This window comes from Streptomyces sp. NPDC005485, from assembly GCF_040606085.1.
In the GTDB taxonomy this organism is placed as follows: Bacteria; Actinomycetota; Actinomycetes; order Streptomycetales; family Streptomycetaceae; genus Streptomyces.
Genome location: NZ_JBEXDZ010000006.1, coordinates 20,169 through 44,696, shown reverse-complemented (window position 1 = coordinate 44,696; position 24,528 = coordinate 20,169). Strand labels below are relative to the sequence as shown.

Below are 24,528 nucleotides of genomic sequence, written 5' to 3'. Positions count from 1 at the left end.
CGTTCGTCACGGTCGTCGTTCCGTGTTGTCGTCATGTCTTTCAGATTGCCGCACAACTAGGACACGATCTGACCTAATGGGGTCCTAATCTTCGATGCATGACCTCCACCGAGACCCCTCCGAGCACACCGGCCGCCGAGGCCGCCGGGGCCGCCGCAGCGGACACCACCGACCGGCGCCGCTGGTTCGCGCTCGCCATCGTGATGACCGCCGCCTTCATGGACCTGGTCGACGTCACGATCGTCAACATCGCGATCCCGTCGATCCAGCGCGACGCGGGCGCGTCGTTCAGCCAGATCCAGTGGATCACAGCGGGCTACGCGCTGGCCTTCGCCGCCGGGCTCATCACCGGTGGAAGGCTCGGCGACATCCACGGCCGCAAGCGGCTGTTCCTCATAGGCGTCGGCGGATTCACGCTCGCCTCCGCGCTCTGCGGCTTCGCCGCGAACCCGGAGATGCTCGTCGCCTCGCGCATTCTGCAGGGCGGCATGGCCGCGATGATGGTGCCGCAGGTGCTGTCGATCGTGCACGCGACGTTCCCGGCGCACGAGCGCGGCAAGGTCTTCGGGCTCTTCGGCGCGGTCGTCGGACTCGGCGCGGTGTCCGGTCCGCTGCTCGGCGCCCTGCTCACCGAGTGGAACCTGTTCGGGCTCGAATGGCGGCCGATCTTCCTCATCAACCTGCCGGTGGGCGTGGCCGCGCTGATCCTGGGCCGGAAGTTCATCACCGAGTCCAAGGCGCCGAAGGCGCTCAAGCTGGACCTCGTCGGCGTCGCGCTCGTCACCCTCGGCCTGCTGATGCTGCTCTACCCGCTCACCCGTGGCCGTGAGCTGGGCTGGCCGCTGTGGGGGTACGTGTCGATGGTCGGCGCGCTCGGTGTGTTCGCGGCGCTGGTGGCGTACGAGCGGCGGAAGGCGGCGCGGGACGGTTCGCCGCTGGTCGAGCTGTCGCTGTTCAAGGTGAAGAGCTTCGCCGCGGGCATCGCCGTACAGACCGTCTTCGGTGTCGCGCTCGGCATCTTCTTCCTGGTCTGGACGATGTACATGCAGTACGGGCTGGGCTGGACCCCGCTGCACGCCGGTCTGACCGGCGTCCCGTTCTCGATCGCCGTGTCGGCTGCGGCGGGCATGTCGGTACAGCTGCTGGTCCCGCGCTTCGGCCGCAAGGTGCTCCAGGCGGGCGCCCTGATCATGGGGCTCGGCGTGCTCATCTACATCTGGGAGTCCGACCGGTACGGCATGGACATCGCCTCCTGGCAGATGGCGCTCCCCCTGGTGGTCATGGGCGCCGGGATGGGCTTCATCGTGGCCCCGCTGACCGACGCGGTGCTCTCGGAGGTCCCGCGCGAGCACGCCGGTTCGGCGTCCGGACTCATCAACACCGTGCAGCAGATGGGCAACGCGCTCGGGCTCGGGCTGGTGTCCGTGGTCTTCTTCGGCGAGATAAGCGACCGGATCACCGCGGCCCAGGTGGGACCCGCCTTCGCGAACGCCTTCGAGCATTCGCTGGGCTGGGTCGCGGCGGTGATGGGCGTCATCTTCCTGCTGATGTTCGCCCTGCCGAAGCGGCCGGCGCAGCACGTGGAGGGTGCCGAGGACGGGGCGACGGAGGGGGCGGCGAAGGAGCCGGAGCTCGTCTCCTGACCCCTTCCGAACCAGAGCACTGCCTCATGGCCCCGCACCTCAGGTGCGGGGCCATGGCTGTTCCCTCACGCTTGACGAAAGTCCGTTCATGCCCACTTGAAGCCCGAACCTGTTTACTTTCCGGAAATCCGGGCGTAGCCTCCGACTGAAACCACAGGTTCGGGCATCAATCGGAGGCGAACGGACATGTACGCACCGGAGCGGCAGCAGGAGATCCTGCGGCTCGCCCGTGACGGCGGCCGGGTGGACGTCCTGTCGCTGGCCGAGGAGTTCCAGGTCACCGCGGAGACCATCCGCCGCGACCTGAAGGCCCTCGACCGTGCGGGCCTGGTACGCCGCGTGCACGGTGGTGCGATACCGGCCGGACGCCTGGACTTCGAGCCCGACCTCGCCGAGCGCGAGTCCACCGCGGCCGACGAGAAGGACCGGATCGCCAAGTCCGCCCTCGCGGAGCTGCCGGCCGAGGGCACGATGATCCTCGACGCCGGTACAACGGTCGCGCGGCTGGCCGGAATGATCCCGCTGGAGTCGACGCTCACCGTCGTCACCCACAGCCTGCCGAACGCGGCCCGCCTCGCGGACCACCCCGGCATCCAGCTCCACCTGGTCGGGGGGCGCGTACGGAACCGGACGCGCGCCGCCGTGGACGCCTGGGCGCTGCGCGCGTACGGCGAGATCCGCGCCGACGTCCTGTTCATCGCCGCCAACGGCTTCTCCGCCGAGTACGGACTGACCACCCCCGACCTCGCCGAGGCCGCCGTGAAGCGCGCCGCCGTCCACGCCGCGCGCCGTGTGGTCCTGCTCGCCGACTCCGCCAAGCACGGCCAGGAACACTTCGCCCGCTTCGGCGACCTGAGCGATGTGGACCTGCTGATCACCGACAGCGGGTTGAGCCCCGAGGACGCCACCGCCATTGAGCGCGCCGGCACGGAAGTAGTACGCGCATGATCGTCACCGTCACCCCCAACCCCTCCCTGGACCGCACCTACGAGGTCCCCTCGCTCGACCGCGGCGAGGTCATCCGGGCCACCGGCGAGCGCATGGACCCGGGCGGCAAGGGCGTGAACGTCTCACGGGCGGTCGCCGCCGCCGGACAGCGCACGGTGGCCGTACTGCCCCTGGGCGGTGCGCCGGGCGCACTCGTCGCGGACCTGCTCGACGCGCAGGGCATCGAGGTCGCGCCGGTCCCGGTCGCCGGGGCCACCCGCTCGAACATCGCGCTCGCCGAGGCGGACGGCGTACTGACGAAGATCAACGCTCCCGGTCCTGAACTGTCGGCGGCCGAGGAGGAACTGCTCCTGGAGACCGTACGACAGCAGTCCCGCGACGCCGCCTGGATCGCGTGCTGCGGGAGCCTGCCGCGGGGGCTCGCGCCGTCGTGGTACGCCACCCTGGTCGCGCGGGCGCACGCCGAGGGCGCGCGGATCGCGCTGGACACCTCCGGGCCCGCGCTGCTGGCCGCGCTGCGCGAGCGGCCCGACGTGGTCAAGCCGAACGCCGAGGAGCTCGCGGAAGCCGTCGGGCGCCCCCTCGCCACGGTGGGCGACGCGATGAAGGCGGCCGAGGAACTGCGCGAACTGGGCGCCCGCGCCGTGCTCGCGAGCCTCGGCGCGGACGGGCAACTGCTCGTCGACGGGTCGGGCGCCTGGTTCGCCAGCGCGCGCGTCGACGCCGTACGCAGCAACGTGGGCGCCGGCGACTCCTCGCTCGCCGGCTTCCTGATCGCCGGCGGCAGCGGCCCCGGGGCCCTCGCCTCCGCCGTCGCCCACGGCGCCGCGGCCGTCCGACTCCCCGGCAGCGTGATGCCGACCCCGGCCGACCTCGACCCCTCCACCGTCACGGTCACCCCGGAGATCCCCATGGACCGCGCCCTGACGGAGCCGGTGTCATGAACACCGGACGACGCACCCGCGGCGCATGCGGTGAGCCGCACACCTGCGCGACGGGCGCGTTCCGTACGACGGTCCGCGCGTCCGGCGAGTCCCGCGTGTCCCGTGCGTCCCGTACGGCGATGTCCGCACCCCGCACATCCCCTGAACCGGCCCTGACGCGGCGGTACTCCCCGTTCCTCGCCGCAGCCGTCCGGAGGCGGGGCTTCCCCGGCCCCGCCTCCGCCCCTCGTGCCACCCCTGGCACTCCTGCCACCCCTGGCATCCCCATCCCCTCGGAGCCCCCCTCCGGGTGCAGCACCCCCGTCCCCACCCCCGCCCACCACTCCCCTCGGGCGGCACGCGTGCGAAGGAGCCCGCGATGAGCGAGATGATCACCGCGGACCTGGTCGACCTCGACCTGTCCGCCGATACCAAAGAGGCGGCGGCACGCGCCCTCGCCGAGCGCATGGTGACCCTGGGCCGGGTGACCGACCTCGACGGCTTCCTCGCCGACGTGGCCGCCCGCGAGGCCCAGATGCCGACCGGCCTCGACGGCGGCATCGGCATCCCGCACTGCCGGAGCGCCCATGTCACCGAGCCGACGCTCGCCTTCGGGCGCAGCGCCGCCGGCATCGACTTCGGCGCGCCGGACGGGCCCGCCGACCTGATCTTCCTGATCGCCGCACCGGCGGGCGCCGACGACGCGCATCTCACGATCCTGTCGTCCCTGGCCCGCCAGCTGATGAACGCCGAGTTCACGTCCGCGCTGCGGTCCGTGGACGACGCGGGGGCCGCGGCCGCACTCATCCGCGGGGACTCGTCCCCGGCGGCCGCGGCCGCGTCGGACGGCACCCAGGAAGCCACGGACTCCGCGGCGGCGCCGGCCGGGACGGCCTCCTCCGACGCCGCCGCGGGCAGCACGGCCCCGGTGCCGGGTGCGACCGTCGAGGACGGACCCGCCCCGGCGCCGGGCGCCACCGGCGGCGAGGACGCGCGCCCCTTCCGTATCGTCGCCGTCACCTCCTGCCCCACCGGCATCGCGCACACGTACATGGCCGCCGAGTCGCTGGAGAACGCGGGACGCGACGCCGCCGACGTCGAGATCGTCGTGGAGACGCAGGGCTCGGCCGGCTTCGCCCGGCTCGACCCGGCCGTCATCGCCGCCGCGGACGGCGTGATCTTCGCCCACGACGTGCCCGTACGGGAAAAGGACCGCTTCGCCGGAAAGCCGACCGTCGACGTCGGCGTGAAGGCGGGCATCAACCGCCCCGCCGAGCTGATCTCCGAGGTCCGCGGCAAGGCGGAGCGCGGCGAGGTCACCGCGGGCGCCGCGTCGCCCGGCAGCCCCGTCGAGCGCGTCGGCGACTCCGGCGAGGGCTACGGAACCAAGCTCCGCAAGTGGCTGATGTCCGGCGTCAGTTACATGGTGCCGTTCGTCGCCGCGGGCGGTCTGCTGATCGCCCTCGGCTTCGCCCTGGGCGGCGACAACGGGTACCTGGTCGCCAAGATGCCGTCGGTCACCCAGCACTTCGACTGGGGCCAGATCGACAGCTGGGGTGCGCTCAGCTTCCAGATCGGCGTCGCGGCCTTCGGCTTCCTGGTCCCGGTCCTGGCGGGCTACATCGCCTACGGCATGGCGGATCGGCCAGGCCTCGTCCCCGGCTTCGTCGGCGGCGCGATCTCCCTCACCATCAACGCGGGCTTCCTCGGCGGTCTGGCCGCGGGTCTGATCGCCGGCGCGACCGTCCTGGCGATCCAGAAGATCGACATCCCGCCGGTGATGCGCGGCATCATGCCGGTCGTCGTGATCCCACTGATCTCCTCGATCGTCGTCGGCTTCCTGATGTTCGTGGTGATCGGCAAGCCGATCGCGTCCGCCCAGAAGGGCATGACCGACTGGCTCAACGGCCTCTCCGGAGCCAACGCCATCGGACTCGGCGTCATCCTCGGCCTGATGATGTGCTTCGACCTCGGCGGCCCCGTCAACAAGGTCGCGTACACCTTCGCCACCGCCGGTATCGCGGTCGCCAGCCCCAGCGACTCCGCCATGAAGATCATGGCCGCGGTGATGGCGGCCGGCATGGTTCCGCCGCTGGCCATGGCCCTCGCCACGACCGTGCGCGGCAAGCTCTTCACCGAGACCGAACGCGAGAACGGCAAGGCGGCCTGGGTCCTCGGCGCCTCCTTCATCTCGGAGGGCGCGATCCCGTTCGCGGCGGCCGACCCGCTGCGCGTCATCCCGGCCTCGATGGCGGGCGGCGCGGTCACCGGCGCCCTGTCGATGGCCTTCGGCGCCTCGCAGCGCGTCCCGCACGGCGGCGTCTTCGTGGTCCCGCTGATGGGCAACCCGTTCCTCTACCTCGTCGCCATCGCCGCGGGTGTCTGCGTCTCCACCGCCCTGGTGGTCGTCCTGAAGGGCATGCGGAAGCAGGCTCCCGGGGGCGCCGCCGAGCCGGCCGGGGCACCGATATCCGCCAAGGCCGACTCAAAGGAGCCGGTCGCGGCCTGAATTACCCTTTGCGGCAACGGTGAGTCATTTGCCGCACCTGCGAGATGCGTCACGGTCCGGGACCAAAGTCCCGGACTGTGGTGTCTACTGGAACGTATGCCCGAGCACCCGTCGATCCTCCAACTGACAGGCGTGACCGTCCTCGTCCTGGCGACCGCCGTCTGGGTCGTCGGCCTGGTACGGCTCCTGCGCCGGAACCGGTTCGAGGCCACGGCGGTGCGCCCCGGCGACGCTCTGTGGGCCCTGCCCAGCCAGCGCCAGACGGGCCCCGGCGTGGAATGCGTCGAGCTGACCCCGGCGGAACGCGACGCATTCGACGGTCTGGTACGCCAGTTCAGCGACGGCCGACCGTAACCGGAAGGCCCGCTTCGGCCGGATGAGCCGGCAGCCTCGCCAGGGTGATGGGCTAACTCCGCTGAGCCGCCCGGCGCTCCATCGCCTCGCGCGCCGCGCCCTCCGTCGGATAGACCTCGCACATGTGCCGCTTGTCCGGCGTCGCCGTGTGCTCGACCTCCCACAGGGAGATCTCCTGCCCGTCGCGCAGCAGGAAAGCGTGCTCGTACAGCGAGAAGCAGAGCCTCACCTGACCGGCCCGGCACGGGCGCCCGAAGGCCTGGGTGATCTGGTGGGCGGTCGCCGTGCGCAGCAGCGCGACGATGTCCGCACCCGGGCCGTCCGGATTCTCCGCCCGCCGCAGCAGCCGGCGCGCGTGATCCGCCGAGTCGTCGGGCACGTAGGCGTGCCGGGGCTCGGGGATCGGCGACAGCTGCACCATCACGGGCAGTTCGAAGTCGGGGGCGTCCGGCGGTAGCGGCAGCCTGGCCGTCGCCGCGCGCAGCTCCTCCTCGTCCACGTACACCTCGTGCTGCGGATGGCTGCCGGGTGCCGTGTTGTGGACGAGCTCCCACAGGGTGAGCGCAGAGCCGTCCACGAGCAGCCATGTGTGTCGGTACGTCTCGCGGTGCAGCCCCGCGCTGTGGTGCGCGGAGTGCAGTGAACTGTCGTGCGCCAGCGCGCAGTCGAGTCGCCGTATCGCGTCGTCGGGCAGCTCGAAGGAGTTCAGGGCACGCCCGAGAAGTCGCTCAAGGTGCTCCTCCGGAGACTCGGGCGACTCGGGTTGTTCGTACGCTGCCGTCTCGTACGGAACGCTCAAGGTTTCTCCCGGCGTTGCTGCATGTCACCTCGTGGGTGCATACCGTAGCCCCTCGGTCGGACATCATGTCCTCGAACCGAGAAAACGTCCGCACAGAAAACGAGCGGGCCGCGCGGCAAGTTCCCCCGCGGCCCGCCGAAGCGCCAAAAAGCCCTCGTCAGACGGCACTTCCCGCGGTCCACGCGCTCCACGCCATGTTCCAGCCGTTGAGACCGTTGTCCGGCGCGACCGTCTTGTCGGGGGAGTTCTTCACGACGACCACGTCCCCGACGAGGGAGTTGTCGAAGAACCAGTGGGCAGGCGTGTCGCCCTGCGCCCCCTGCACGTCCGCGAGCCCGACACAGCCGTGGCTCGTGCCCTCCCGGCCGAACGGCGGGTTCCCCTGGTTGTACCAGTAGTTGCCGTGCACGAACGTCCCCGACGTCGTCAGCCGCATCGCGTCCGGCACGTCCGGGATGTCGTACTCGCCGCCATAACCGACCGTCGAGCCGTTCATACGCGTCTGCCGGAACTTCTCGGAGATCACCATCTGCCCGTTGTACGTGGTGTGTTCCGCGCTGCCCGCCGAGATCGGGATCGACTTGAGGGTCCTGCCGTCGCGCACGACCGTCATGGTCTGCGTCTTCACGTCGACCGTGGACACCTGGGAGCGCCCGACGGTGAAGGTGACCGTTTTCTTCTGCACGCCGTAGATGCCACCGGCACCCTGCACACCGTCCAGGTCGATCTTCATGGTGACCTTGGAGCCCGCCTTCCAGTACTCCTTCGGCCGGAAGTCGAGCCGCTGCGTCCCGAACCAGTGCCCGACAACCTGCTGCCCGCTGCTGGAGGTGACCGTGATGTGCGACTGCACGGCCTTCTTCGCGCTGATCGCCTTGTCGAAGGTGAAGGACACCGGCATGCCGGCGCCGACCGTGGTGCCGTTGTCCGGCGTGTACGTGCCGATGAAGCTGTTGGCCGAATCGACGGTCGTGAAAATGGAGTTGGCGGCCGAGGTCCGGCCGTCGGAGTCCTTGGCGGTCGCGGAGATCCGGTATTTGGTGCCGCGCTCCAACTGCTTCGCGGGCTTCCAGCTCTTCCCGTCCCCGGAAACCGACCCGGCCACCTCCGTGCCCGCCTCCGCCACCGTCATCCTCACATCGGTCAGCTTCCCGTCGCTGACCTTCACCCCGGTGGCGTTGATGGACGCGCTCGTCGAACCGTCCTTGGCGGAGATCGCGATCTTCGCCGTCGACGTCTTGGTGCCGCCCTTGCCGTTCTTGCCGTCGGTGTCGGCGTTGGCATTGCCGCCGCAGGCGGTCAGGGTGAGGGCGCCGACCACCAGGGCGGCACAGGCGCCCAGTGCGCGCCGCGCTGTTATGTCCGGCGTTGCCACGAGCTGCTCCAAGTGTCGTGATGTGCGTGATCCGCTCCAGTACGTGGAGAGAGAGCGAGCCGTGGCGCGAAGGGTTCCCGCCCTCCACGCCTGACGCCATCACGTGACAGAACCAGGACAATCAGCCAACCGTCGTCCCTAATCGCTGCCGTGTCCGCTGCCGCGTTCGCTGCCGTAGAGCTCCCGGTACGAGGGCCATGACCCGCCGGGCCCGTCCACCGACTCGGCCGCGCGCACGGCCCGGACGATCGCGCGCGTGACCAGGTCCGCGCCCGCCGCGAGGATCTCGTTCAGCGCGAGGGGATTCCCGGCGGCGAGCGGCCGAGCACCCGTGGCCAGCGCGAACACCGTGTCCCCGTCGTTCAGCAGATGCACCGGCCGCACGGCCCGCGCGATGCCGTCGTGCGCCGTGCCCGCGAGCTTCTGCGCCTGCGCGCGCGTCAGGTCGGCGTCGGTGGCGACGACCGCGAGCGTGGTGTTCAGCGGGGGAGGGGAGTTCTTCGCGGCCGCCTCGGCCAGCCGCAGCCGGGCCGTCTCGTGGACCTCGTCCGACGGATATGCCATACGGCCCTGGAACAACTCCCCGTACAACGCCCCCGTCAGCGGATCCACAGCCGACCCCGCCGCGTTGGCCACCACCAGCGCCGCCACCGTGATCCCCGAGTCGAGGACGGCACTCGCCGTTCCGATCCCGCCCTTGACCGCGCCGACCGTCGCTCCCGTGCCGGCGCCCACGCACCCCTCCCGCACCGGAGCACCGGGTTCGCTCGCGGCGGCGGCCTCGACCGCGGCCCGGCCCGTCGACGCGTCCGGCCTCGCCCGGAACTCGCCGCCGCGGCCCAGGTCGAAGACGCAGGCGGCGGGCACGACCGGGACGACGTGCGCCGGGCTCGGGCCCACACGTACCCCGCGTCCCCTTTCCTCCAGCCAGGCCATCACCCCGGACGCCGAGTCCAGCCCGTAGGCGCTGCCCCCGGTCAGGACGACCGCCTCGACCTTCTGCACCAGGTTGCGCGGGTCGAGCGCGTCGGTCTCCTTCGTGCCGGGGCCGCCTCCACGTACGTCCACAGCCGCGATCGCGCCCCCCTCGGGGGTGAGCACGACCGTGCTGCCGGTGAGCCAACCGTCGCCGGTGCGTGTCGCATGCCCCACACGCAGGCCCGCGACATCCGTCAGAGCGTCAACTGTCATGCGCCCAGTGTTCCTTCGCTAGACGGCCTCCGCCTCCCCCCGCTCCGGGGCCCGCCCGATCAGCGTCACCCCGGCCGCCACCGCCAGCGCCGCCACGATGCCGGCCGCGAGCACTCCCCAGTCGCCCAGGAACGTGCACACGAGGACCAGCAGCGCGGTCACCGGAAGGACGAGCTGCTGGGCGATGCCCACCTTGAAGTGGCGGGCATGCAACGCCCACACCGTCAGCAGGTACAGCGCCGTCGGCAGGGTCACCGCACCGGACGCGGCAAGCGTCGAGACGTGCGCCTTGCCGACCGCCTGCTCCACCGCGACCTCCAGGCCCGCACCGATCGCCGCCGCCGACGCGAAGATCACGTAATGGCCGTAACCCCACAGGAAGGCCTGCCCGTTGGAGCGCAGCCGACCGTGGATGGGGACCGCGAAGTAGATCCACCACGCGGAGAAGACGATCAGCAGCCCGCCCGCGGCGATCGGCAGCAACTCGCCCAGGGCCTCCTGCTCGTCCATGGCCGACTTCACGGCGACCGTGGCGGCGGCGATCGTCTCGCCCAGCACGATGATCGTGAACAGCCCGTACCGCTCGGAGATGTGGTGCGGGTGCCAGGACGTGGTGAAGCTCTTCTCCGCGTACAGCGGGACGCACAGCTCGGCGGCCACCATCACCAGGAACACCCAGGGAAGGGCGGGCTCCGGCAGGAACAAACCCACCCAGCCGACCTGGCACAGCAGCACACCGCCCGCATACCGCAGCGCCGTGGTTCTCTCACTGCCCTCGGCCGCGCGTGACGCCCGCAGCCACTGCGCGATCATCGCGAACCGCATGATCACGTAACCGAGCCAGACGAGCAGGAACGCGTGGTCCTCGAACGCCCGCGTCACCCCGGCGGCGAGCACCAGGACTCCGGCGATCTGGACCAGGGTGACGACCCGGTAGAGCGCGTCGTCGTTGTCGTACGCGGAGGCGAACCACGTGAAGTTCATCCACGCCCACCAGATGGAGAAGAAGACCATCGCGTAGTTGAGGACGCCCTCGCCCGCGTGCCCCTCGGCCACGGAGTGCACCAGTTGGACACCGGCCTGGGCGATGGCCACCACGAAACAGAGGTCGAAGAAGAGTTCCAGCGGCGACGCGACCCGGTGTTCCTCGTCCCGACCGCGTGCGGTCATGGTGCGCAGCGGTCCACGCGGGACCGGCTGTGGCGTGGAAGCGGCTTCTGATGGGGAAGTGGACGTCATACGGCCAAGCACATCAGAAACTCCCGGGCCCGGGAGACGGCACGGCACCCGAAGGCGACGGGGCGGGCGCGGGCGTGGGCCGATGCGGCGGACGGGCTCTCCTTGCGCCGGTGGTGCGGTGCCGGCCGGGACCCCCGGTGGTGCGGTGCCGGCCGGGACCCCCGGTGGTGCGGTGCCGGCCGGAACCCCCGGTGGTGCGGCGCCGACCCGGTCCCCAGCTGGACCAGGGGGCCGCGGCCCCTCGGCGTACCCTGGGGGCATGAGTACCGCCCCCGCCCCCGAACCGCGCGACCCGAAGAACGCGCTCGACTTCGACGACCCGCTGTACCGGCAGTCCTCGGACGACACGGACGACGGCTGGGGCGAGCGGCCCACCACCGGCGGCGACAGCGCGGCCGACCTGAAGCGCTTCCTCGACGAGAAGCCGCCCCACCACATCTGAGCCCGGGCCCGGCACCCCAGGGCCCCGAACCCCCGTGTCCGGGCCCCGAGGTGCCGTGCCAGGCGCCGCAACGCGCCGGCTACTCCCGGCTGTGCCCCGAACCGCGCTGCGCCACCAGGGCGTCGCGGATCTCCTTGAGGACCTCCAGCTCGGACACCTCGATGATCTCCTGCGTGCCCTCCTTCGCCTTCTGGCGGGCGGCCTGCCGGGCCAGGTACTTGGACATCGGCAGGACCATCAGGAAGTAGACGACGGCCGCGGTGATCAGGAACGTGAGCGTGGCACTGAGGACCGTGCCCCACATGATCGGGATGCCGCTCGTGACCGCACCCGTCGCCTTGTTGACCGTGCAGGGCGACTTCAGGCACGAGCGGTACTTGTCGAGATCCTTGGTGCCGAACGCGCCGACCAGTGGATTGATGATGCCCTTCACCACCGAGTTGACGACATTCGTGAAGGCGGCGCCGATGACCACGGCGACTGCCAGATCGACGACGTTCCCACGTGTCAGGAAGGTCTTGAAGCCCACCCAGACGCCCGGCTTCTTCTCGCTCACCAAGAGGCCCCTCTGCACAAGTTGTGGAACAAACAGCTCCGCAACCTACGTCAGGGTCTGCCGGGCCTGTCCAATTGGGCAGCTCCAACGAGGGACTTGACACCTGGTCGGTGGTGCGTCCTGGGAGGCTCAGCACAGCGTCACCGCCAGCCGAGAGGTCGCGCTCGCCCCGGCCAGCCGCGCGGCCGCGGCCCGTGGGACCGACAGGACGAGCAGCGCTCCCGTCTCGGTGGCACCGATGTCCGGCACGTCGGTCACCCGCGCACCGGACGCGACCACCCGCGCCGCACCGCCGCTGTCCGCGGCGACCACGTCGACCCGGTCGCCCGGCCGCAGCAACCGGACGGTGGCCGCGTCGGCGATCCGTACCGGCGCCGTCACCCTCTCGACCGCATGCCGCTCGCGCCCGGAGACAGAACCGGAGACAGAACCGGAGACAGAAGCAGGGGCTGAAGCAGGAGCGGAGGCGGAGGCCGGTGCCGCCGCGGGACGCCCTCGTGCACGCTCGGCGTCACGAGGGCCCGCCGCCACCAGCGCGGCCGCCGTGACCGCGAGCCCCGCGGCCACGGCTCGCCTCCGGTGCCGCAGCAGACGCCGCAGCAGATACGCGCCGCCCCGCACCCGCACAGGCGCGAAGTGCGGCACCTCGCACGTGGGAGGAGCGTCCGTGCCCAGCGGGCGTACCGGAGGAGAGACCGAGCGAGGGACCGAGGGAGAGACCGCGGAAGGGAGCTGTGCCATGGTGACCACCACCTGCGACGAGAGATCGGCTTGCGATCCCACGATGAGGCTTCGCGGCGAGGCCCGCCGCGGCCGGTGGGTTACTGGCGGGTTGTGGACAACTCCCTCACCCGAACGGGAAGTTCCGCCCCGGCCACCGGTGGTGGCGAGCGGTCGGCCGGAGGGTCACGGCAGCTCGAAGCCCGGGTCCATCCCGCCCAGCGCCCTGGTGCACGGACAATCCCGCGTCTCGTTCGCCGGCAGCCCCGCCACCAGGTCGAACAGCACGCTGCGCAGCCGGTCGACGTTCGCCGCGAACACCTTCAGCACCTCGTCGTGCGAGACGCCCTCACCGGTCTCGACACCCGCGTCGAGGTCGGTGACCAGGGTCAGCGACGTGTAGCAGAGCTCCAGTTCACGGGCGAGAGCCGCCTCGGGGTGACCGGTCATGCCCACCACGGACCAGCCCTGCGCCCGGTGCCACAGCGATTCGGCGCGGGTCGAGAAGCGCGGCCCCTCCACCACCACGAGCGTGCCGCCGTCCACGGGCTCCCAGTCCCGGCCGCGGGCGGCCTCCAGCGCGGCCTTGCGGCCGACGGGGCAGTACGGGTCGGCCAGCGACACGTGCACGACGTTCGGCACGCCCCCACCGGGCAGGGGGTGCCCGTCGAAGTACGTCTGCGCCCGTGCCTTCGTACGGTCGACCATCTGGTCCGGAACGAGCAGCGTCCCCGGCCCGTACTCGGGGCGCAGACCGCCCACCGCGCAGGGGCCGAGCACCTGGCGGGCGCCGACGGAGCGCAGCGCCCACAGGTTGGCCCGGTAGTTGATGCGGTGCGGCGGCAGATGGTGGCCGCGGCCGTGCCGGGGGAGGAAGGCGACCCGTCGCCCGGCGACCTCGCCGAGGAACAGGGAGTCGCTGGGCGGTCCGTAAGGGGTGTCGACCTGTATCTCGGTGACGTCGTCGAGGAAGGAGTAGAGGCCCGAGCCACCGATGACACCGATCTCGGCCCTGGCCTGCGTCTTCGCCCCGGCCGGGCCCTGAGGATTCTCCGTGTTCGCCATGGACCGCACCCTAGCCGGGTCGGGGGACGCCGAAGACCCCGTCGTCGTATGACGACAGGGTCCCGTAAGAAGTGAGCCTTACGCGGCGGAGCTGCTGCTGCTGGACGAGCCGCTGCCCGACGACTTCGCGTCCGAGGAGGACGAGGAGCTCGACGAGGACGTGGAAGTCGACGACGAAGAGCTCGGCGACGTGGACGTCGACGGCTTCGACGCCGGCGAGCTGCTCGACGAGGAGCCGCGGCTGTCATTGCGGTAGAAGCCGGAGCCCTTGAAGACGATGCCGACGGCCGAGAACACCTTCTTCAGGCGGCCACCGCAGTTGGGGCACTCGGTCAGGGCGTCGTCGGTGAACTTCTGCACCGCCTCGAGGCCCTCGCCGCACTCGGTGCACTGGTACTGGTAGGTCGGCACTTGTCTTCCTCCTGGCACTCTCACTCAGTGAGTGCTAACGATCGTCCATATTAACCTGTGCGGCCAGCAAATGGAGTAACGTGCGTCACCTGCCCGCGGGCGGCGGTCAGGGCTTGACCGTCATGAGGGCCTTGTGCCCAAGTGAGAAGCCGCTTTGCGGCGGAGTCACAGTGACGTATTCCTGCGGAAACGGAATATTCGACACGTCACATCTCACCGATCGCGACAGGCTCGCGATGGGCCACGCCGCGCGTGACCACTCTGGTCGCGCGCGGCGGCGCGAGGTGCGAGCGCAGGGTCACCAGGGTCGCCAGAGCCAGTGCCGTACCGGCCATCGGCACCAGGAAACCTGCACCGTCCCAGAGGCGGTCCTCCAGTTGTCCGGCGACCGTGACGGCCGCCGCCTGGCCGAGCGCGACCGCGCCCGTCAGCCAGGTGAAGGCCTCGGTGCGGGCGGTCGGCGGTACCAGGCCCTCGACCAGCGTGTAGCCGGTGATCAGGGCCGGAGCGATGCACATGCCGACCAGGAGGCCGATTCCGGCGAGCACCACCACGGAGTGGGCGGCCCACAGCCCGGAGGCGGTCAGCGCGAGGGCCGCGTACCCGACGAGCAGCCGCCGCTGCGGGGCGATCTTCCAGGCGACGGCGCCGCAGACGACACCGGAGAGCATGTTGCCCGCGGCGAAGACGCCGTACAGGACGCCGTTCAGCCCGGGTTCGCCGATCGACTCGGCGAAGGCGGCGAGCGAGACCTGCATGCCGCCGAAGACGGAGCCGATGCCGAGGAAGGTCACGATCAGGACGCGGATGCCGGGGACGCGCAGCGCGGAAACGTGCTCCACGCGCGCGTGGGTCGCGGGGGCGACGGAAGGCTGGGTGCTCTTCTGTGCGGCGAAAAGAAGTCCGCCGATCAGAGTCAGCGCGGACTCGGTCAGCAGGCCCGCGGAGGGGTCCACGGTGGTGCACAGGGCGGTCGCCACCAGCGGGCCGAGCACGAAGGTCAGCTCGTCCGTGACGGACTCGAAGGCCGCCGCGGTGGTCATCAGGGGTGAGCCCTGGAGCTTCACGCCCCAGCGGGCGCGGACCATGGGGCCGACCTGCGGCACCGAGGCGCCGGTCGGTACGGCCGCCGCGAACAGCGCCCACAGGGGGGCGCCCGAGAGCGCCAGCGCGGTCAGCGTGAGACCGGAGACGGAGTGTACGAGGACGCCCGGCAGCAGGACGGCGCGCTGCCCGTGGCGGTCCGCCAGGCGGCCGCTGTAGGGCGCGAACAGGGCCATGGCGACCCCGGTGACGGCGGCGACGGCGCCTGCGGCGCCGTACGAACCGGTGGTGTGCTGCACCAGGAGCACGATTGAGATGGTCAGCATCGCGAACGGCTGGCGTGCGGCGAAACCGGGAAGCAGGAACGTCCAGGCGCCGCGGGTGCGCAGCAGCTGTCCGTATCCCGGGCGGGCGGGAGCCGACGAGGTCTTCGACGGCTCGGAGGTGACCGTGGATGCCACGGCCCGTGCCTTTCTGCCGCCTGGTAGCGCGCCCGTGCGGGGGGCGCCGAGAGCTGTCCTCTTGCGCGGAACTGCGGTAGATGCCGGGCACCCCCTGCGAGGGCACCACGACCGCCATACGGTCGCGCCAGCTCTGCGTCAGGCAGAGTTGGTTCGATCTAAGTCTGCCTTCATCCTACAGGGGCGGGCGATGCGGTGCCTGTGAAAACGAGCACCATGATGACGTTCACCTGTGAATGCATATCGCCCGGATATCGCCCGTTAATGCCCGTTGTCGCCCGTGCCCAGCCAGCCGGCCAGTTTGCCGCCCTGGCCGACGGCGCGCAGCCGCTTCTCCGCCGCGTCCCGGACCGGGTCGGTGGCCACCACGAGCAGTTCGTCGCCGCGCCGCAGCACGGTCGTGGGCAGTGGCACGAAGGACGTTCCGCCGCGTACGACGAGCGTGACGGCGGCGCCCGCGGGCAGGCGCAGCTCGTGGACCTCGACGCCGTGCATGCGCGACCCCTTCGGGATCGCGACGGACAGCAGGTGTCCGCGCAGCCGCTCCAGGGGCGCCGATTCGATTCCCAGGTCGGCCGCCCCCGTGGACTCGCCCAGCCGCAGCTTGCGGGCCAGCCAGGGCAGGGTGGGCCCCTGGATGAAGGTGTAGACGACCACCAGGACGAAGACGATGTTGAAGATCCGCACGCTTCCCTGGATGCCGCTGACCATGGGGATCGTCGCGAGGATGATGGGCACGGCGCCGCGCAGGCCAGCCCAGGACATCAGGGTCTGCTCCTGCCAGGGCAGCCGGAACGGCAGCAGGCTGACCAGCACGCTGAGCGGTCGCGCCACCATGGTGAGGATCAGGCCTATGAGGAGTGCGGGCCAGATGTCGTCGCCCATCTGGTGCGGTGTGACCAGCAGACCGAGCAGGACGAACATGCCGATCTGGGCGATCCAGCCGAGCCCTTCGGCGAAGCCGCGGGTGGCGGGCCAGTGCGGGAGTTTCGCGTTGCCGAGCACCATCGACGCGAGGTACACGGCGAGGAAGCCGCTGCCGTGTGCCAGGGCGCCGGCGGCGTAGGCCGTGACCGCGATCGCCATCACGGCGATCGGGTAGAGGCCGGAGGCGGGCAGCGCCACATGCCTGAGCCCCCATGAGCCGAGCCAGCCGACCGCGAGACCGAGGGCCGCGCCGATGGCCAGCTCCAGGGCTATCTCGCCCAGCAGCACGTACCAGTGCTCCACCGGACCGACCTCGGAGAAGGCGACGACCAGGATGACCACCGGAGCGTCGTTGAAGCCGGACTCGGCCTCCAGGACGCCCGTCACGCGCGCGGGGAGGGGTACTTTCCGCAGGACCGAGAAGACCGCCGCCGCGTCCGTGGAGGACACCACCGCTCCGATGATGAGCGCCTGGCGCCACTCCAGCCCGACGAGGTAGTGCGCCCCCGTGGCCGTGACCCCGACGCTCACCGCGACTCCGACCAGCGCCAGGGAGGTGGCAGCCGGCAGCGCCGGTCTGACCTCCTTCCACTTCGTTCCGAGACCGCCCTCGGCCAGGATCACGACCAGGGCCGCGTATCCGATGACCTGGGTCATCTCGGCGTTGTTGAAGTGGACGTCGCCCAGCCCGTCCTGGCCCATGGCGATGCCGATGCCCAGGTAGACGAGCAGGCTGGGGAGCCCGCTGCGCGAGGAGATCCGAACCGCCGCCACCGCGACGAGCAGAACGAGCGAGCAGACGAGCAGGAGCTGGTTGAGGTGGTGGACAGTCAGCGGACCTTCCCTTCTCTGACCCGAGCACTTAGTTACCTTGTCTAGTTACCCTACCTAACTCTTGACGCTTTCTTGACACTTCGCAGGGCAAGATCGAACGGCCGTCCGCCCAGGGACCGACTCCGCGTCAAGGTGCGGTGGGCCCTGCGCCTATGGTTGCTCCAGCACTCCAGGACCGCCTGCCGCTCGCGTTAGGACAGCAAGGACAGCGATGCCCCCCAACACCACCGCCTCTTCCGGCCAAAAGCCCGGCAAGTCCGGCAGGAAGAAGGGGCGCAAAGCCCGTCTGTTCTTGATTGTCCTGGTCCTGGCCATCATCGGAGGCGTCGCCTTCGGTGCGTACTGGAGCATCAGTACCGTGCGCGCCTCCTTCCCGCAGACCAAGGGCTCACTCACGCTCGACGGTCTGTCAGGACCCGTGGACGTGCAGCGTGACGGCAACGGAATCCCGCAGATCTACGCCGCCTCGGACGCGGACCTGTTCATGGCGCAGGGGTACGTCCAGGCGCAGGACCGGTTCTACGAGATGGACGTACGCCGCCACATGACCTCGGGCCGGCTGTCCGAGATGTTCGGCAAGGGCCAGGTCAAGGACGACGAGTTCCTGCGCACACTGGGCTGGGACCGGGTGGCGAAGAAGGAGTACGACACCAAGCTGTCGGCCTCCACGAAGAAGTACCTCCAGGCGTACGCCAAGGGAGTCAACGCCTACCTGAAGGGCAAGGACGCCGAGGATATCTCCCTGGAGTACGCGGCCCTTGGCTTCACCAACGACTACACGCCCAAGGAGTGGACTCCGGTCGACTCGGTGGCCTGGCTCAAGGCGATGGCCTGGGACCTGCGCGGCAACATGCAGGAAGAGATCGACCGGTCCCTGATGACCAGCCGCCTCGGCCCGAAGCAGATCGCCGACCTGTATCCGGAGTACCCGTACAGCCGGAACAAGGCGATCGTCCAGGAGGGCGAGTACGACACGGTCACCAAGTCGTACGTCCAGGGAAGCTCCAGTACGGCATCCTCGACCGGCACGGCGGGTACCGGACTCACGGGCAACGCCACGGCGTCCGGTGCCGACCTGCAGAGTCAGCTGTCGGGGCTCTACGACGTGCTCGACGACGTGCCCACGGCCGTCGGCGTGAACGGCAACGGCATCGGCTCCAACTCCTGGGTCGTCGCCGGGTCGCACACCATCACCAACAAGCCGCTGCTGGCCAACGACCCGCACCTGTCGGCCTCGCTGCCCTCGGTCTGGTACCAGATGGGCCTGCACTGCCGGGGCATCTCCAGCAAGTGCCAGTACGACGTGTCCGGTTACACCTTCGCGGGCATGCCGGGTGTGGTCATCGGCCACAACCAGGACATCGCCTGGGGCATGACCAACTCCGGGGTCGACGTGACCGACCTCTACCTGGAGAAGCTCACCGGCAACGGCTACCAGTACGACGGCAAGGTGCTGCCCTTCAGGACCCGCGAGGAGACGATCAAGGTCGCGGGCGGCGACTCCAAGACGATCGTCGTCCGGGAGACCAACAACGGGCCCCTGCTGTCCGACCGCAACGACGAACTCGTCAAGGTCGGCAAGAAGGCCACCGTCGACACCGCGGCGCCCGACCGCGGCGACGGCTACGGCATCTCGCTGCGCTGGACCGCGCTGGACCCGGGCAACTCCATGGACGCCGTCTTCGAGATGGACAAGGCCTCCGACTGGAGCGAGTTCCGCAAGGCCTCCGCGTCCTTCGACGTGCCCTCGCAGAACCTGATCTACGCCGACACCAAGGACAACATCGGCTACCAGCTGCCGGGGAAGATCCCGACGCGCGGCGAGGGCGACGGCTCGCTCCCGTCGCCGGGCTGGGACTCCAAGTACCAGTGGACCGGTTACATCAAGCAGGCCGAACTGCCCTACGAGTACAACCCGAAGCGCGGCTACATCGTGACCGCCAACCAGGCTGTCGTCGACAAGGACAAGTACCCCTACACGCTCACCGCGGACTGGGGTTACGGCGCGCGCAGTCAGCGGATCACCGACCTGATCCAGTCGAAGATCGACGGCGGCGGCAAGATCTCCACCGACGACATGCGCCAGATGCAGCTGGACAACAGCAGTGAGATCGCCAAGCTCCTGGTGCCCAAGCTGCTCAAGATCGACGTCAAGGACAAGAACGTCCGCGAGGCGCAGAAGCTCCTGGAGGGCTGGGACTACACGCAGGACGCCGACTCGGCGGCCGCCGCGTACTTCAACGCGACCTGGCGCAACATCCTCAAGCTCGCCTTCGGCAACAAGCTGCCCAAGGAGCTGCGGGTCAAGGGCCAGTGCCTGTACGTCGACCCGGTGGACACCACGGGCCCCGTGGACGACGACGACGCCAAGGTCCGCGAGTGCGGTCAGCGCGACGCCGACCAGGCCCAACCGGACGGCGGCGACCGCTGGTTCGAGGTGGTCCGCAAGATCGTCGACGACGAGAAGAACGACTGGTGGACGGCGCCCAAGACGCGCCTGGACAAGCCGGCCGACACCCGTGACGAGTTGTTCGCGCGGGCCCTCAAGGACGCCCGCTGGGAGCTGACCGCCAAGCTCGGCAAGGACATCGACACCTGGAGCTGGGGCCGGCTGCACCGCCTGTTCCTGAAGAACCAGACCCTCGGTACCGAAGGGCCCCGCTTCATCAAGTACATGCTCAACCGCGGCCCCTGGAAGCTCAGCGGCGGCGAGGCGACGGTCAACGCGACCGGCTGGAACGCGGCGGGCGGCTACGGAGTGGTCTGGGTGCCGTCGATGCGGATGGTGGTCAACCTCGGGGACCTCGACAAGTCCAAGTGGATCAACCTCTCCGGCGCCTCCGGACACGCCTACAGCGCCCACTACACCGACCAGACGGACAAGTGGGCCAAGGGCGAACTGCTGCCGTGGTCCTTCTCCAAGAAGGCGGTCGACAAGAGCACGAGCGACACGCTGGTGCTCAAGCCCTGACGGCCGGCGGATGACGAAGAACGGATGACGAAAACGGCCCTCCACGCGTGCGTGGAGGGCCGTTTCGCCTGCCGGGCACGAGATCGTTCAGCGGAAGCGGCGCACTCCCGAGGGGGTCACCACCGCGTGCACCGGCCGGTCGTGCGCTTCCTCGGGGACGTGCTCGACGACCTCCGTGTCGTACAGGAGCACCACGAGGGCGGGATCGGCGCCCGCGCGCTCCAGCCGGGCCAGTACGCGGTCGTACGAGCCCCCGCCGCGGCCCAGGCGCATGCCGCGCGCGTCCACCGCCAGCCCTGGCAGGAGCACGACGTCGGCGTCCCGCACGGCGTCCGGGCCGAGGCGCTCGCCGACGGGTTCCAGGAGGGCCATCTTCCCGCCGTGCCGGACGCGCGCGAGGGAGTCCTCGCCGGTGTAGGTGCCCCAGTCCAGATCGTTGTCGGGCAGGAGCGCGGGGAGCAGAACGCGTGCGCCCCGCGCGCGCAGCGCGTCCAAGAGCGCGAGAGTGCCGGGCTCACTCCCCACGGAGACGTACGCCGCCACCGTGCGCGCTTGCGCCAGTTCGGGCAGCCCGAGCGCGCGGGCGGCGAGCGCCGCCGCCGTTTCCCGCACGTCATCCGCCGTCAACCGGCTTCTCACCGTGAGGAACTCTCGCCGCAACATTCCCTTGTCAAGCTCTGATCCTGGTCCGGGCCGGCTCACAGGTGACTCCCGTATTCTTCCAAACATGCTCATATGAGAGCGAATTAACCGGAGACACAGATTCCGCACATAGCCACCGGATATGGTTGTGGGCATGACTGAGTCGCACCCCAGGATCAGCAAGGCTGTCATCCCCGCCGCAGGCCTCGGCACCCGGTTCCTGCCGGCCACCAAAGCCACTCCCAAGGAGATGCTGCCGGTCGTCGACAAGCCGGCGATCCAATACGTGGTCGAAGAGGCCGTGTCGGCGGGTCTGGACGACGTCCTGATGATCACCGGTCGCAACAAACGCCCCCTTGAGGACCACTTCGACCGCAACTACGAGCTGGAGTCGGCCCTTCAAAAGAAGGGCGACGCCAGCCGGCTCGCCAAGGTCCAGGAGTCCAGCGACCTCGCGACCATGCACTACGTGCGCCAGGGCGACCCCAGGGGCCTCGGTCACGCCGTCCTGTGCGCGGCTCCGCACGTCGGCCACGAGCCCTTCGCCGTGCTCCTCGGCGACGACCTGATCGACCCGCGCGACCCGCTGCTGGCGCGCATGGTCGAGGTCCAGGAGCAGCACGGCGGCAGCGTCATCGCGCTCATGGAGGTCGCCCCCGAGCAGATCCACCTCTACGGATGCGCCGCCGTCGACGCCACCGACGAGGGTGATCTGGTGAAGGTGACGGGCCTGGTCGAGAAGCCGGACCCGGCGGACGCCCCCAGCAACTACGCGATCATCGGACGCTACGTCCTCGACCCGCACATCTTCGACATACTGCGCAAGACCGAGCCGGGCCGCGGCGGCGAGATCCAGCTCACCGACGCGCTGCAGCAGCTCGCCGCGGACGAGAAGGTCGGCGGACCCGTGCACGGCGTGGTCTTCAAGGGCCGCCGCTATGACACCGGTGACCGCGGCGACTATCTGCGTGCCATTGTCAGACTCGCGTGCGAACGTGAAGACCTGGGCCCGGACTTCCGGTCCTGGCTTCGCAGTTACGTAGCCGAGGAGATGTAGCAACTTTGAGCAGCGCCGCGCCCCGCGCCGTCGGCCAGGACCACCTCTGGTCGGTGACCGAACACCTGGAGGACATCCTCGCGACAGTCCGCCCCCTCGAACCCATCGAGCTGCAACTCCTCGACGCCCAGGGCTGCGTCCTGGTCGAGGACGTCACGGTGTCGGTCTCCCTGCCGCCGTTCGACAACAGCTCCATGGACGGGTACGCGGTCCGGGTCGCCGATGTCGCGGGCGCGAGCGAGGAGTACCCGGCGGTGCTGACGGTCGTCGGCGATGTCGCCGCGGGCCAGGCCGAGCAGCCCCACGTGGGCCCCGGCCAGGCCGCCCGCATCATGACCGGAGCGCCGCTGCCGCCCGGCGCCGAGGCCGTCGTCCCCGTGGAGTGGACCGACGGCGGACTGGGCGGTGGTCCCGTCTCCGGGATGCGCGCCCACAGCGCGGCCCCCGACGGAGCCCGTGGCGAGGTGCAGGTGCACCGCTCGGCCGAGGCACGCGCGCATGTGCGCGCGCAGGGCAGCGACGTCAAGGCCGGCGACCGCGCCCTCGACGCGGGCACCGTCCTCGGCCCGCCGCAGATCGCACTGCTCGCCGCGATCGGCCGCGGAACGGTGCGCGTGCGCCCGCGCCCGCGCGTGGTGGTCCTGTCGACCGGCAGCGAACTGGCCCAGCCCGACGAGGAATTGGGCCCCGGCCAGATCTACGACTCCAACAGCTTCGCCCTCTGCGCGGCCGCCCGTGACGCCGGAGCCATCGCCTACCGGGTGGGCGCGGTGGCCGACGACGCCGAGACACTGCGCTCCACCATCGAGGACCAGCTCATCCGCGCCGACCTGCTCGTCACGACGGGCGGGGTGAGCGTGGGGGCGTACGACGTCGTCAAGGAAGCGCTCTCCTCCGTGGGTGACGAGGACGAGCCGGGCAGCGGCATCGACTTCCGCAAGCTCGCCATGCAGCCCGGCAAGCCCCAGGGCTTCGGTTCCATCGGCCCCGAGCACATCCCGCTGCTCGCGCTCCCGGGCAACCCGGTCTCCTCGTACGTCTCCTTCGAGCTGTTCGTGCGCCCCGCGATCCGCACCCTGATGGGCCTGGAGGACGTCCACCGGCCCACGACCCGGGCGACCCTGGAGACGGCCAAGGCACTGACCTCGCCCGGTGGCCGCCGGCAATTCCTGCGGGGGAAGTACGCCGACGGGAAGGTGACCCCGGTCGGAGGCGCCGGATCCCATCTGATCGCCGCCCTGGCCCAGGCGGACGCGCTGATCGTGGTCCCCGAGGACGACACCTCTGTCGAGCCCGGCGCCGAGGTCGAGGTGGTCCTGCTCGGCTGAGTGCCCCGACTTGGCGGTACCGTGTCGCGCACACAGGCCACGCGCCGCACCGCGACGGGCCCGGACCGGGAGCGCCACAACAGATGAGTACGGACCGACTGACGCACATCGACGACGCGGGCGCCGCCCGTATGGTCGACGTATCCGGGAAGGACGTGACCGCGCGCACCGCCCGCGCCAGCGGCCGTGTCCTGGTCTCGCCCCGGGTGGTCGAGCTGCTGCGCGGCGAGGGGGTTCCCAAGGGAGACGCCCTCGCCACCGCGCGCATCGCGGGGATCATGGGTGCCAAGCGCACGCCGGACCTGATCCCGCTCTGCCACCCGTTGTCGGTGTCAGGTGTCAAGATTGATCTGTCGGTCGCGGACGACGCCGTCGAGATCCGCGCCACCGTGAAGACCACCGACCGCACGGGTGTCGAGATGGAAGCCCTCACCGCGGTCAGCGTGGCGGCCCTCACCGTGATCGACATGGTCAAGGCGGTCGACAAGGGAGCGGTCATCACGGACGTGCGGGTGGAGGAGAAGACGGGCGGCAAGTCGGGCGACTGGAGCCGGGCATGACCGCCGGGCCGTACCGCGCCCTGGTGGTCACCGCCTCCAACCGGGCCGCCGCGGGCGTCTACGAGGACAGGGGCGGACCGCTGATCGCGCAGGGGCTGGCGGCGTTCGGCTTCACGGTCGAGGGGCCGCAGGTCGTCCCCGACGGCGATCCCGTCGAGGCCGCGCTGCGCGCGGGCGTGGACGCCGGGTACGACGTCATCGTGACCACCGGTGGTACGGGGATCTCGCCCACCGATAGGACCCCCGAGGCCACCCGGCGCGTCCTCGACCACGAGGTCCCGGGCATCCCGGAGGCCATCAGGGCGTTCGGCAGGGAGAAGGTGCCGACGGCGGCGCTGTCCCGCGGGCTCGCCGGAGTCGCGGGAGCGACGCTGATCGTCAACCTGCCGGGTTCCACCGGCGGAGTACGGGACGGCCTGGCCGTCCTGGAGCCCCTGCTGATCCACGCCGTCGACCAGATCCGTGGCGGCGACCACCCCAGACCCGGCGGGGGTGCGAACTGAACACCCCATCCTGGCCCGTCGAGCTG

At 70.4% G+C, this 24,528-nt stretch carries 22 protein-coding genes; 11 read left to right on the top strand and 11 right to left on the bottom strand.

Going from position 1 to position 24,528, the window contains the following annotated elements; translation table 11 throughout:
• Nucleotides 1–98: 98 nt before the first annotated feature.
• The 5 genes from ABZS97_RS04065 (at nucleotide 99) to ABZS97_RS04045 (ending at nucleotide 6,377) form a co-directional block, all read left to right on the top strand.
• The gene (locus ABZS97_RS04065; protein WP_356133275.1) at nucleotides 99–1,643 is read left to right on the top strand and encodes an MFS transporter; all 1,545 of its coding nucleotides are present in this window, start codon (nucleotides 99–101) and stop codon (nucleotides 1,641–1,643) included.
• A gap of 186 nt (nucleotides 1,644–1,829) precedes the next feature.
• On the top strand, nucleotides 1,830–2,591 hold the full coding sequence (locus tag ABZS97_RS04060) for a DeoR/GlpR family DNA-binding transcription regulator (RefSeq protein ID WP_356133273.1): 762 nt from the start codon (nucleotides 1,830–1,832) through the stop codon (nucleotides 2,589–2,591).
• Nucleotides 2,588–3,535, top strand: coding sequence for a 1-phosphofructokinase (gene pfkB / locus ABZS97_RS04055; RefSeq protein ID WP_356133271.1), 948 nt, complete (start codon nucleotides 2,588–2,590; stop codon nucleotides 3,533–3,535). The genes ABZS97_RS04060 and pfkB overlap by 4 nt, the downstream gene beginning before the upstream one ends.
• Before the next feature lie 358 nt (nucleotides 3,536–3,893).
• Entirely contained in the window at nucleotides 3,894–6,023 is a 2,130-nt protein-coding gene (locus ABZS97_RS04050; RefSeq protein WP_356133269.1) for a fructose-specific PTS transporter subunit EIIC, read from the top strand.
• Between the two features lie 96 nt (nucleotides 6,024–6,119).
• Nucleotides 6,120–6,377, top strand: coding sequence for a hypothetical protein (locus ABZS97_RS04045; protein ID WP_356133267.1), 258 nt, complete (start codon nucleotides 6,120–6,122; stop codon nucleotides 6,375–6,377).
• A gap of 52 nt (nucleotides 6,378–6,429) precedes the next feature.
• Here the strand turns inward: ABZS97_RS04045 and ABZS97_RS04040 are convergent, their stop codons facing one another.
• The 4 genes from ABZS97_RS04040 to ABZS97_RS04025 form a co-directional block, all read right to left on the bottom strand.
• Nucleotides 6,430–7,176, bottom strand: a complete 747-nt coding sequence (locus tag ABZS97_RS04040) for a DUF6227 family protein (RefSeq protein WP_356133265.1) — start codon at nucleotides 7,174–7,176, stop codon at nucleotides 6,430–6,432.
• 157 nt (nucleotides 7,177–7,333) lie between these two features.
• Nucleotides 7,334–8,551 (bottom strand): Ig-like domain-containing protein, encoded by a 1,218-nt coding sequence (locus ABZS97_RS04035; RefSeq protein WP_356133263.1) that lies wholly within the window; start codon nucleotides 8,549–8,551, stop codon nucleotides 7,334–7,336.
• Between the two features lie 138 nt (nucleotides 8,552–8,689).
• The gene (locus ABZS97_RS04030) at nucleotides 8,690–9,742 is read right to left on the bottom strand and encodes a P1 family peptidase (RefSeq protein ID WP_356133261.1); all 1,053 of its coding nucleotides are present in this window, start codon (nucleotides 9,740–9,742) and stop codon (nucleotides 8,690–8,692) included.
• Nucleotides 9,743–9,760: 18 nt separating this feature from the next.
• Complete coding sequence (locus ABZS97_RS04025) at nucleotides 9,761–10,981, bottom strand: low temperature requirement protein A (RefSeq protein ID WP_356133259.1); 1,221 nt, start codon at nucleotides 10,979–10,981, stop codon at nucleotides 9,761–9,763.
• Nucleotides 10,982–11,240: 259 nt separating this feature from the next.
• Between ABZS97_RS04025 and ABZS97_RS04020 the strand changes: the two genes are divergently transcribed.
• On the top strand, nucleotides 11,241–11,423 hold the full coding sequence (locus tag ABZS97_RS04020) for a hypothetical protein (protein WP_356133257.1): 183 nt from the start codon (nucleotides 11,241–11,243) through the stop codon (nucleotides 11,421–11,423).
• 79 nt (nucleotides 11,424–11,502) lie between these two features.
• Here ABZS97_RS04020 and ABZS97_RS04015 read toward each other — a convergent pair whose 3' ends face one another.
• From ABZS97_RS04015 to ABZS97_RS03990, 6 genes are all read right to left on the bottom strand, one after another.
• Nucleotides 11,503–11,979: an MscL family protein gene (locus ABZS97_RS04015; protein WP_356133255.1), complete on the bottom strand. Its 477-nt coding sequence runs from the start codon at nucleotides 11,977–11,979 to the stop codon at nucleotides 11,503–11,505.
• Nucleotides 11,980–12,108: 129 nt separating this feature from the next.
• Nucleotides 12,109–12,720: a hypothetical protein gene (locus ABZS97_RS04010; RefSeq protein WP_356133252.1), complete on the bottom strand. Its 612-nt coding sequence runs from the start codon at nucleotides 12,718–12,720 to the stop codon at nucleotides 12,109–12,111.
• A gap of 165 nt (nucleotides 12,721–12,885) precedes the next feature.
• Entirely contained in the window at nucleotides 12,886–13,764 is an 879-nt protein-coding gene (locus ABZS97_RS04005; protein ID WP_356133250.1) for an S-methyl-5'-thioadenosine phosphorylase, read from the bottom strand.
• Between the two features lie 78 nt (nucleotides 13,765–13,842).
• Complete coding sequence (locus tag ABZS97_RS04000) at nucleotides 13,843–14,175, bottom strand: FmdB family zinc ribbon protein (RefSeq protein ID WP_356133246.1); 333 nt, start codon at nucleotides 14,173–14,175, stop codon at nucleotides 13,843–13,845.
• 206 nt (nucleotides 14,176–14,381) lie between these two features.
• Entirely contained in the window at nucleotides 14,382–15,680 is a 1,299-nt protein-coding gene (locus ABZS97_RS03995; RefSeq protein WP_356133242.1) for an MFS transporter, read from the bottom strand.
• Nucleotides 15,681–15,941: 261 nt separating this feature from the next.
• Complete coding sequence (locus ABZS97_RS03990; protein WP_356133369.1) at nucleotides 15,942–17,441, bottom strand: potassium/proton antiporter; 1,500 nt, start codon at nucleotides 17,439–17,441, stop codon at nucleotides 15,942–15,944.
• A gap of 211 nt (nucleotides 17,442–17,652) precedes the next feature.
• Here ABZS97_RS03990 and ABZS97_RS03985 point away from each other — a divergent pair, with 211 nt between their 5' ends.
• Entirely contained in the window at nucleotides 17,653–20,412 is a 2,760-nt protein-coding gene (locus tag ABZS97_RS03985; protein WP_356133239.1) for a penicillin acylase family protein, read from the top strand.
• An 87-nt stretch (nucleotides 20,413–20,499) separates the two neighbouring features.
• Here ABZS97_RS03985 and ABZS97_RS03980 read toward each other — a convergent pair whose 3' ends face one another.
• Complete coding sequence (locus tag ABZS97_RS03980; RefSeq protein WP_356133237.1) at nucleotides 20,500–21,075, bottom strand: 5-formyltetrahydrofolate cyclo-ligase; 576 nt, start codon at nucleotides 21,073–21,075, stop codon at nucleotides 20,500–20,502.
• A 133-nt stretch (nucleotides 21,076–21,208) separates the two neighbouring features.
• Here ABZS97_RS03980 and galU point away from each other — a divergent pair, with 133 nt between their 5' ends.
• From galU to ABZS97_RS03960, 4 genes are all read left to right on the top strand, one after another.
• Complete coding sequence (galU, locus tag ABZS97_RS03975; RefSeq protein WP_356133235.1) at nucleotides 21,209–22,111, top strand: UTP--glucose-1-phosphate uridylyltransferase GalU; 903 nt, start codon at nucleotides 21,209–21,211, stop codon at nucleotides 22,109–22,111.
• A 5-nt stretch (nucleotides 22,112–22,116) separates the two neighbouring features.
• Nucleotides 22,117–23,439: a gephyrin-like molybdotransferase Glp gene (glp, locus tag ABZS97_RS03970; protein ID WP_356133233.1), complete on the top strand. Its 1,323-nt coding sequence runs from the start codon at nucleotides 22,117–22,119 to the stop codon at nucleotides 23,437–23,439.
• A gap of 83 nt (nucleotides 23,440–23,522) precedes the next feature.
• A complete protein-coding gene (gene moaC / locus ABZS97_RS03965; RefSeq protein ID WP_356133231.1) occupies nucleotides 23,523–23,999 on the top strand; it encodes a cyclic pyranopterin monophosphate synthase MoaC in 477 nt (158 codons plus the stop codon).
• Nucleotides 23,996–24,502 carry a MogA/MoaB family molybdenum cofactor biosynthesis protein gene (locus ABZS97_RS03960; protein ID WP_356133229.1) on the top strand — a complete coding sequence of 169 codons (507 nt, stop codon included), beginning with the start codon at nucleotides 23,996–23,998 and terminating at the stop codon, nucleotides 24,500–24,502. Before moaC ends, ABZS97_RS03960 begins: the two co-directional genes overlap by 4 nt.
• Nucleotides 24,503–24,528: the final 26 nt, after the last annotated feature.

What these genes read in the sequence shown, in the direction of transcription:
- ABZS97_RS04065 (WP_356133275.1), top strand. Translation starts at nt 99, where the DNA reads ATGACCTCCACCGAGACCCCTCCGAGCACACCGGCCGCCGAGGCCGCC.
- ABZS97_RS04060 (WP_356133273.1), top strand. Translation starts at nt 1,830, where the DNA reads ATGTACGCACCGGAGCGGCAGCAGGAGATCCTGCGGCTCGCCCGTGAC.
- pfkB (WP_356133271.1), top strand. Translation starts at nt 2,588, where the DNA reads ATGATCGTCACCGTCACCCCCAACCCCTCCCTGGACCGCACCTACGAG.
- ABZS97_RS04050 (WP_356133269.1), top strand. Translation starts at nt 3,894, where the DNA reads ATGAGCGAGATGATCACCGCGGACCTGGTCGACCTCGACCTGTCCGCC.
- ABZS97_RS04045 (WP_356133267.1), top strand. Translation starts at nt 6,120, where the DNA reads ATGCCCGAGCACCCGTCGATCCTCCAACTGACAGGCGTGACCGTCCTC.
- ABZS97_RS04030 (WP_356133261.1), bottom strand. Translation starts at nt 9,742, where the DNA reads ATGACAGTTGACGCTCTGACGGATGTCGCGGGCCTGCGTGTGGGGCAT.
- ABZS97_RS04025 (WP_356133259.1), bottom strand. Translation starts at nt 10,981, where the DNA reads ATGACGTCCACTTCCCCATCAGAAGCCGCTTCCACGCCACAGCCGGTC.
- ABZS97_RS04020 (WP_356133257.1), top strand. Translation starts at nt 11,241, where the DNA reads ATGAGTACCGCCCCCGCCCCCGAACCGCGCGACCCGAAGAACGCGCTC.
- ABZS97_RS04010 (WP_356133252.1), bottom strand. Translation starts at nt 12,720, where the DNA reads ATGGCACAGCTCCCTTCCGCGGTCTCTCCCTCGGTCCCTCGCTCGGTC.
- ABZS97_RS04005 (WP_356133250.1), bottom strand. Translation starts at nt 13,764, where the DNA reads ATGGCGAACACGGAGAATCCTCAGGGCCCGGCCGGGGCGAAGACGCAG.
- ABZS97_RS03985 (WP_356133239.1), top strand. Translation starts at nt 17,653, where the DNA reads ATGCCCCCCAACACCACCGCCTCTTCCGGCCAAAAGCCCGGCAAGTCC.
- ABZS97_RS03980 (WP_356133237.1), bottom strand. Translation starts at nt 21,075, where the DNA reads ATGTTGCGGCGAGAGTTCCTCACGGTGAGAAGCCGGTTGACGGCGGAT.
- galU (WP_356133235.1), top strand. Translation starts at nt 21,209, where the DNA reads ATGACTGAGTCGCACCCCAGGATCAGCAAGGCTGTCATCCCCGCCGCA.
- moaC (WP_356133231.1), top strand. Translation starts at nt 23,523, where the DNA reads ATGAGTACGGACCGACTGACGCACATCGACGACGCGGGCGCCGCCCGT.
- ABZS97_RS03960 (WP_356133229.1), top strand. Translation starts at nt 23,996, where the DNA reads ATGACCGCCGGGCCGTACCGCGCCCTGGTGGTCACCGCCTCCAACCGG.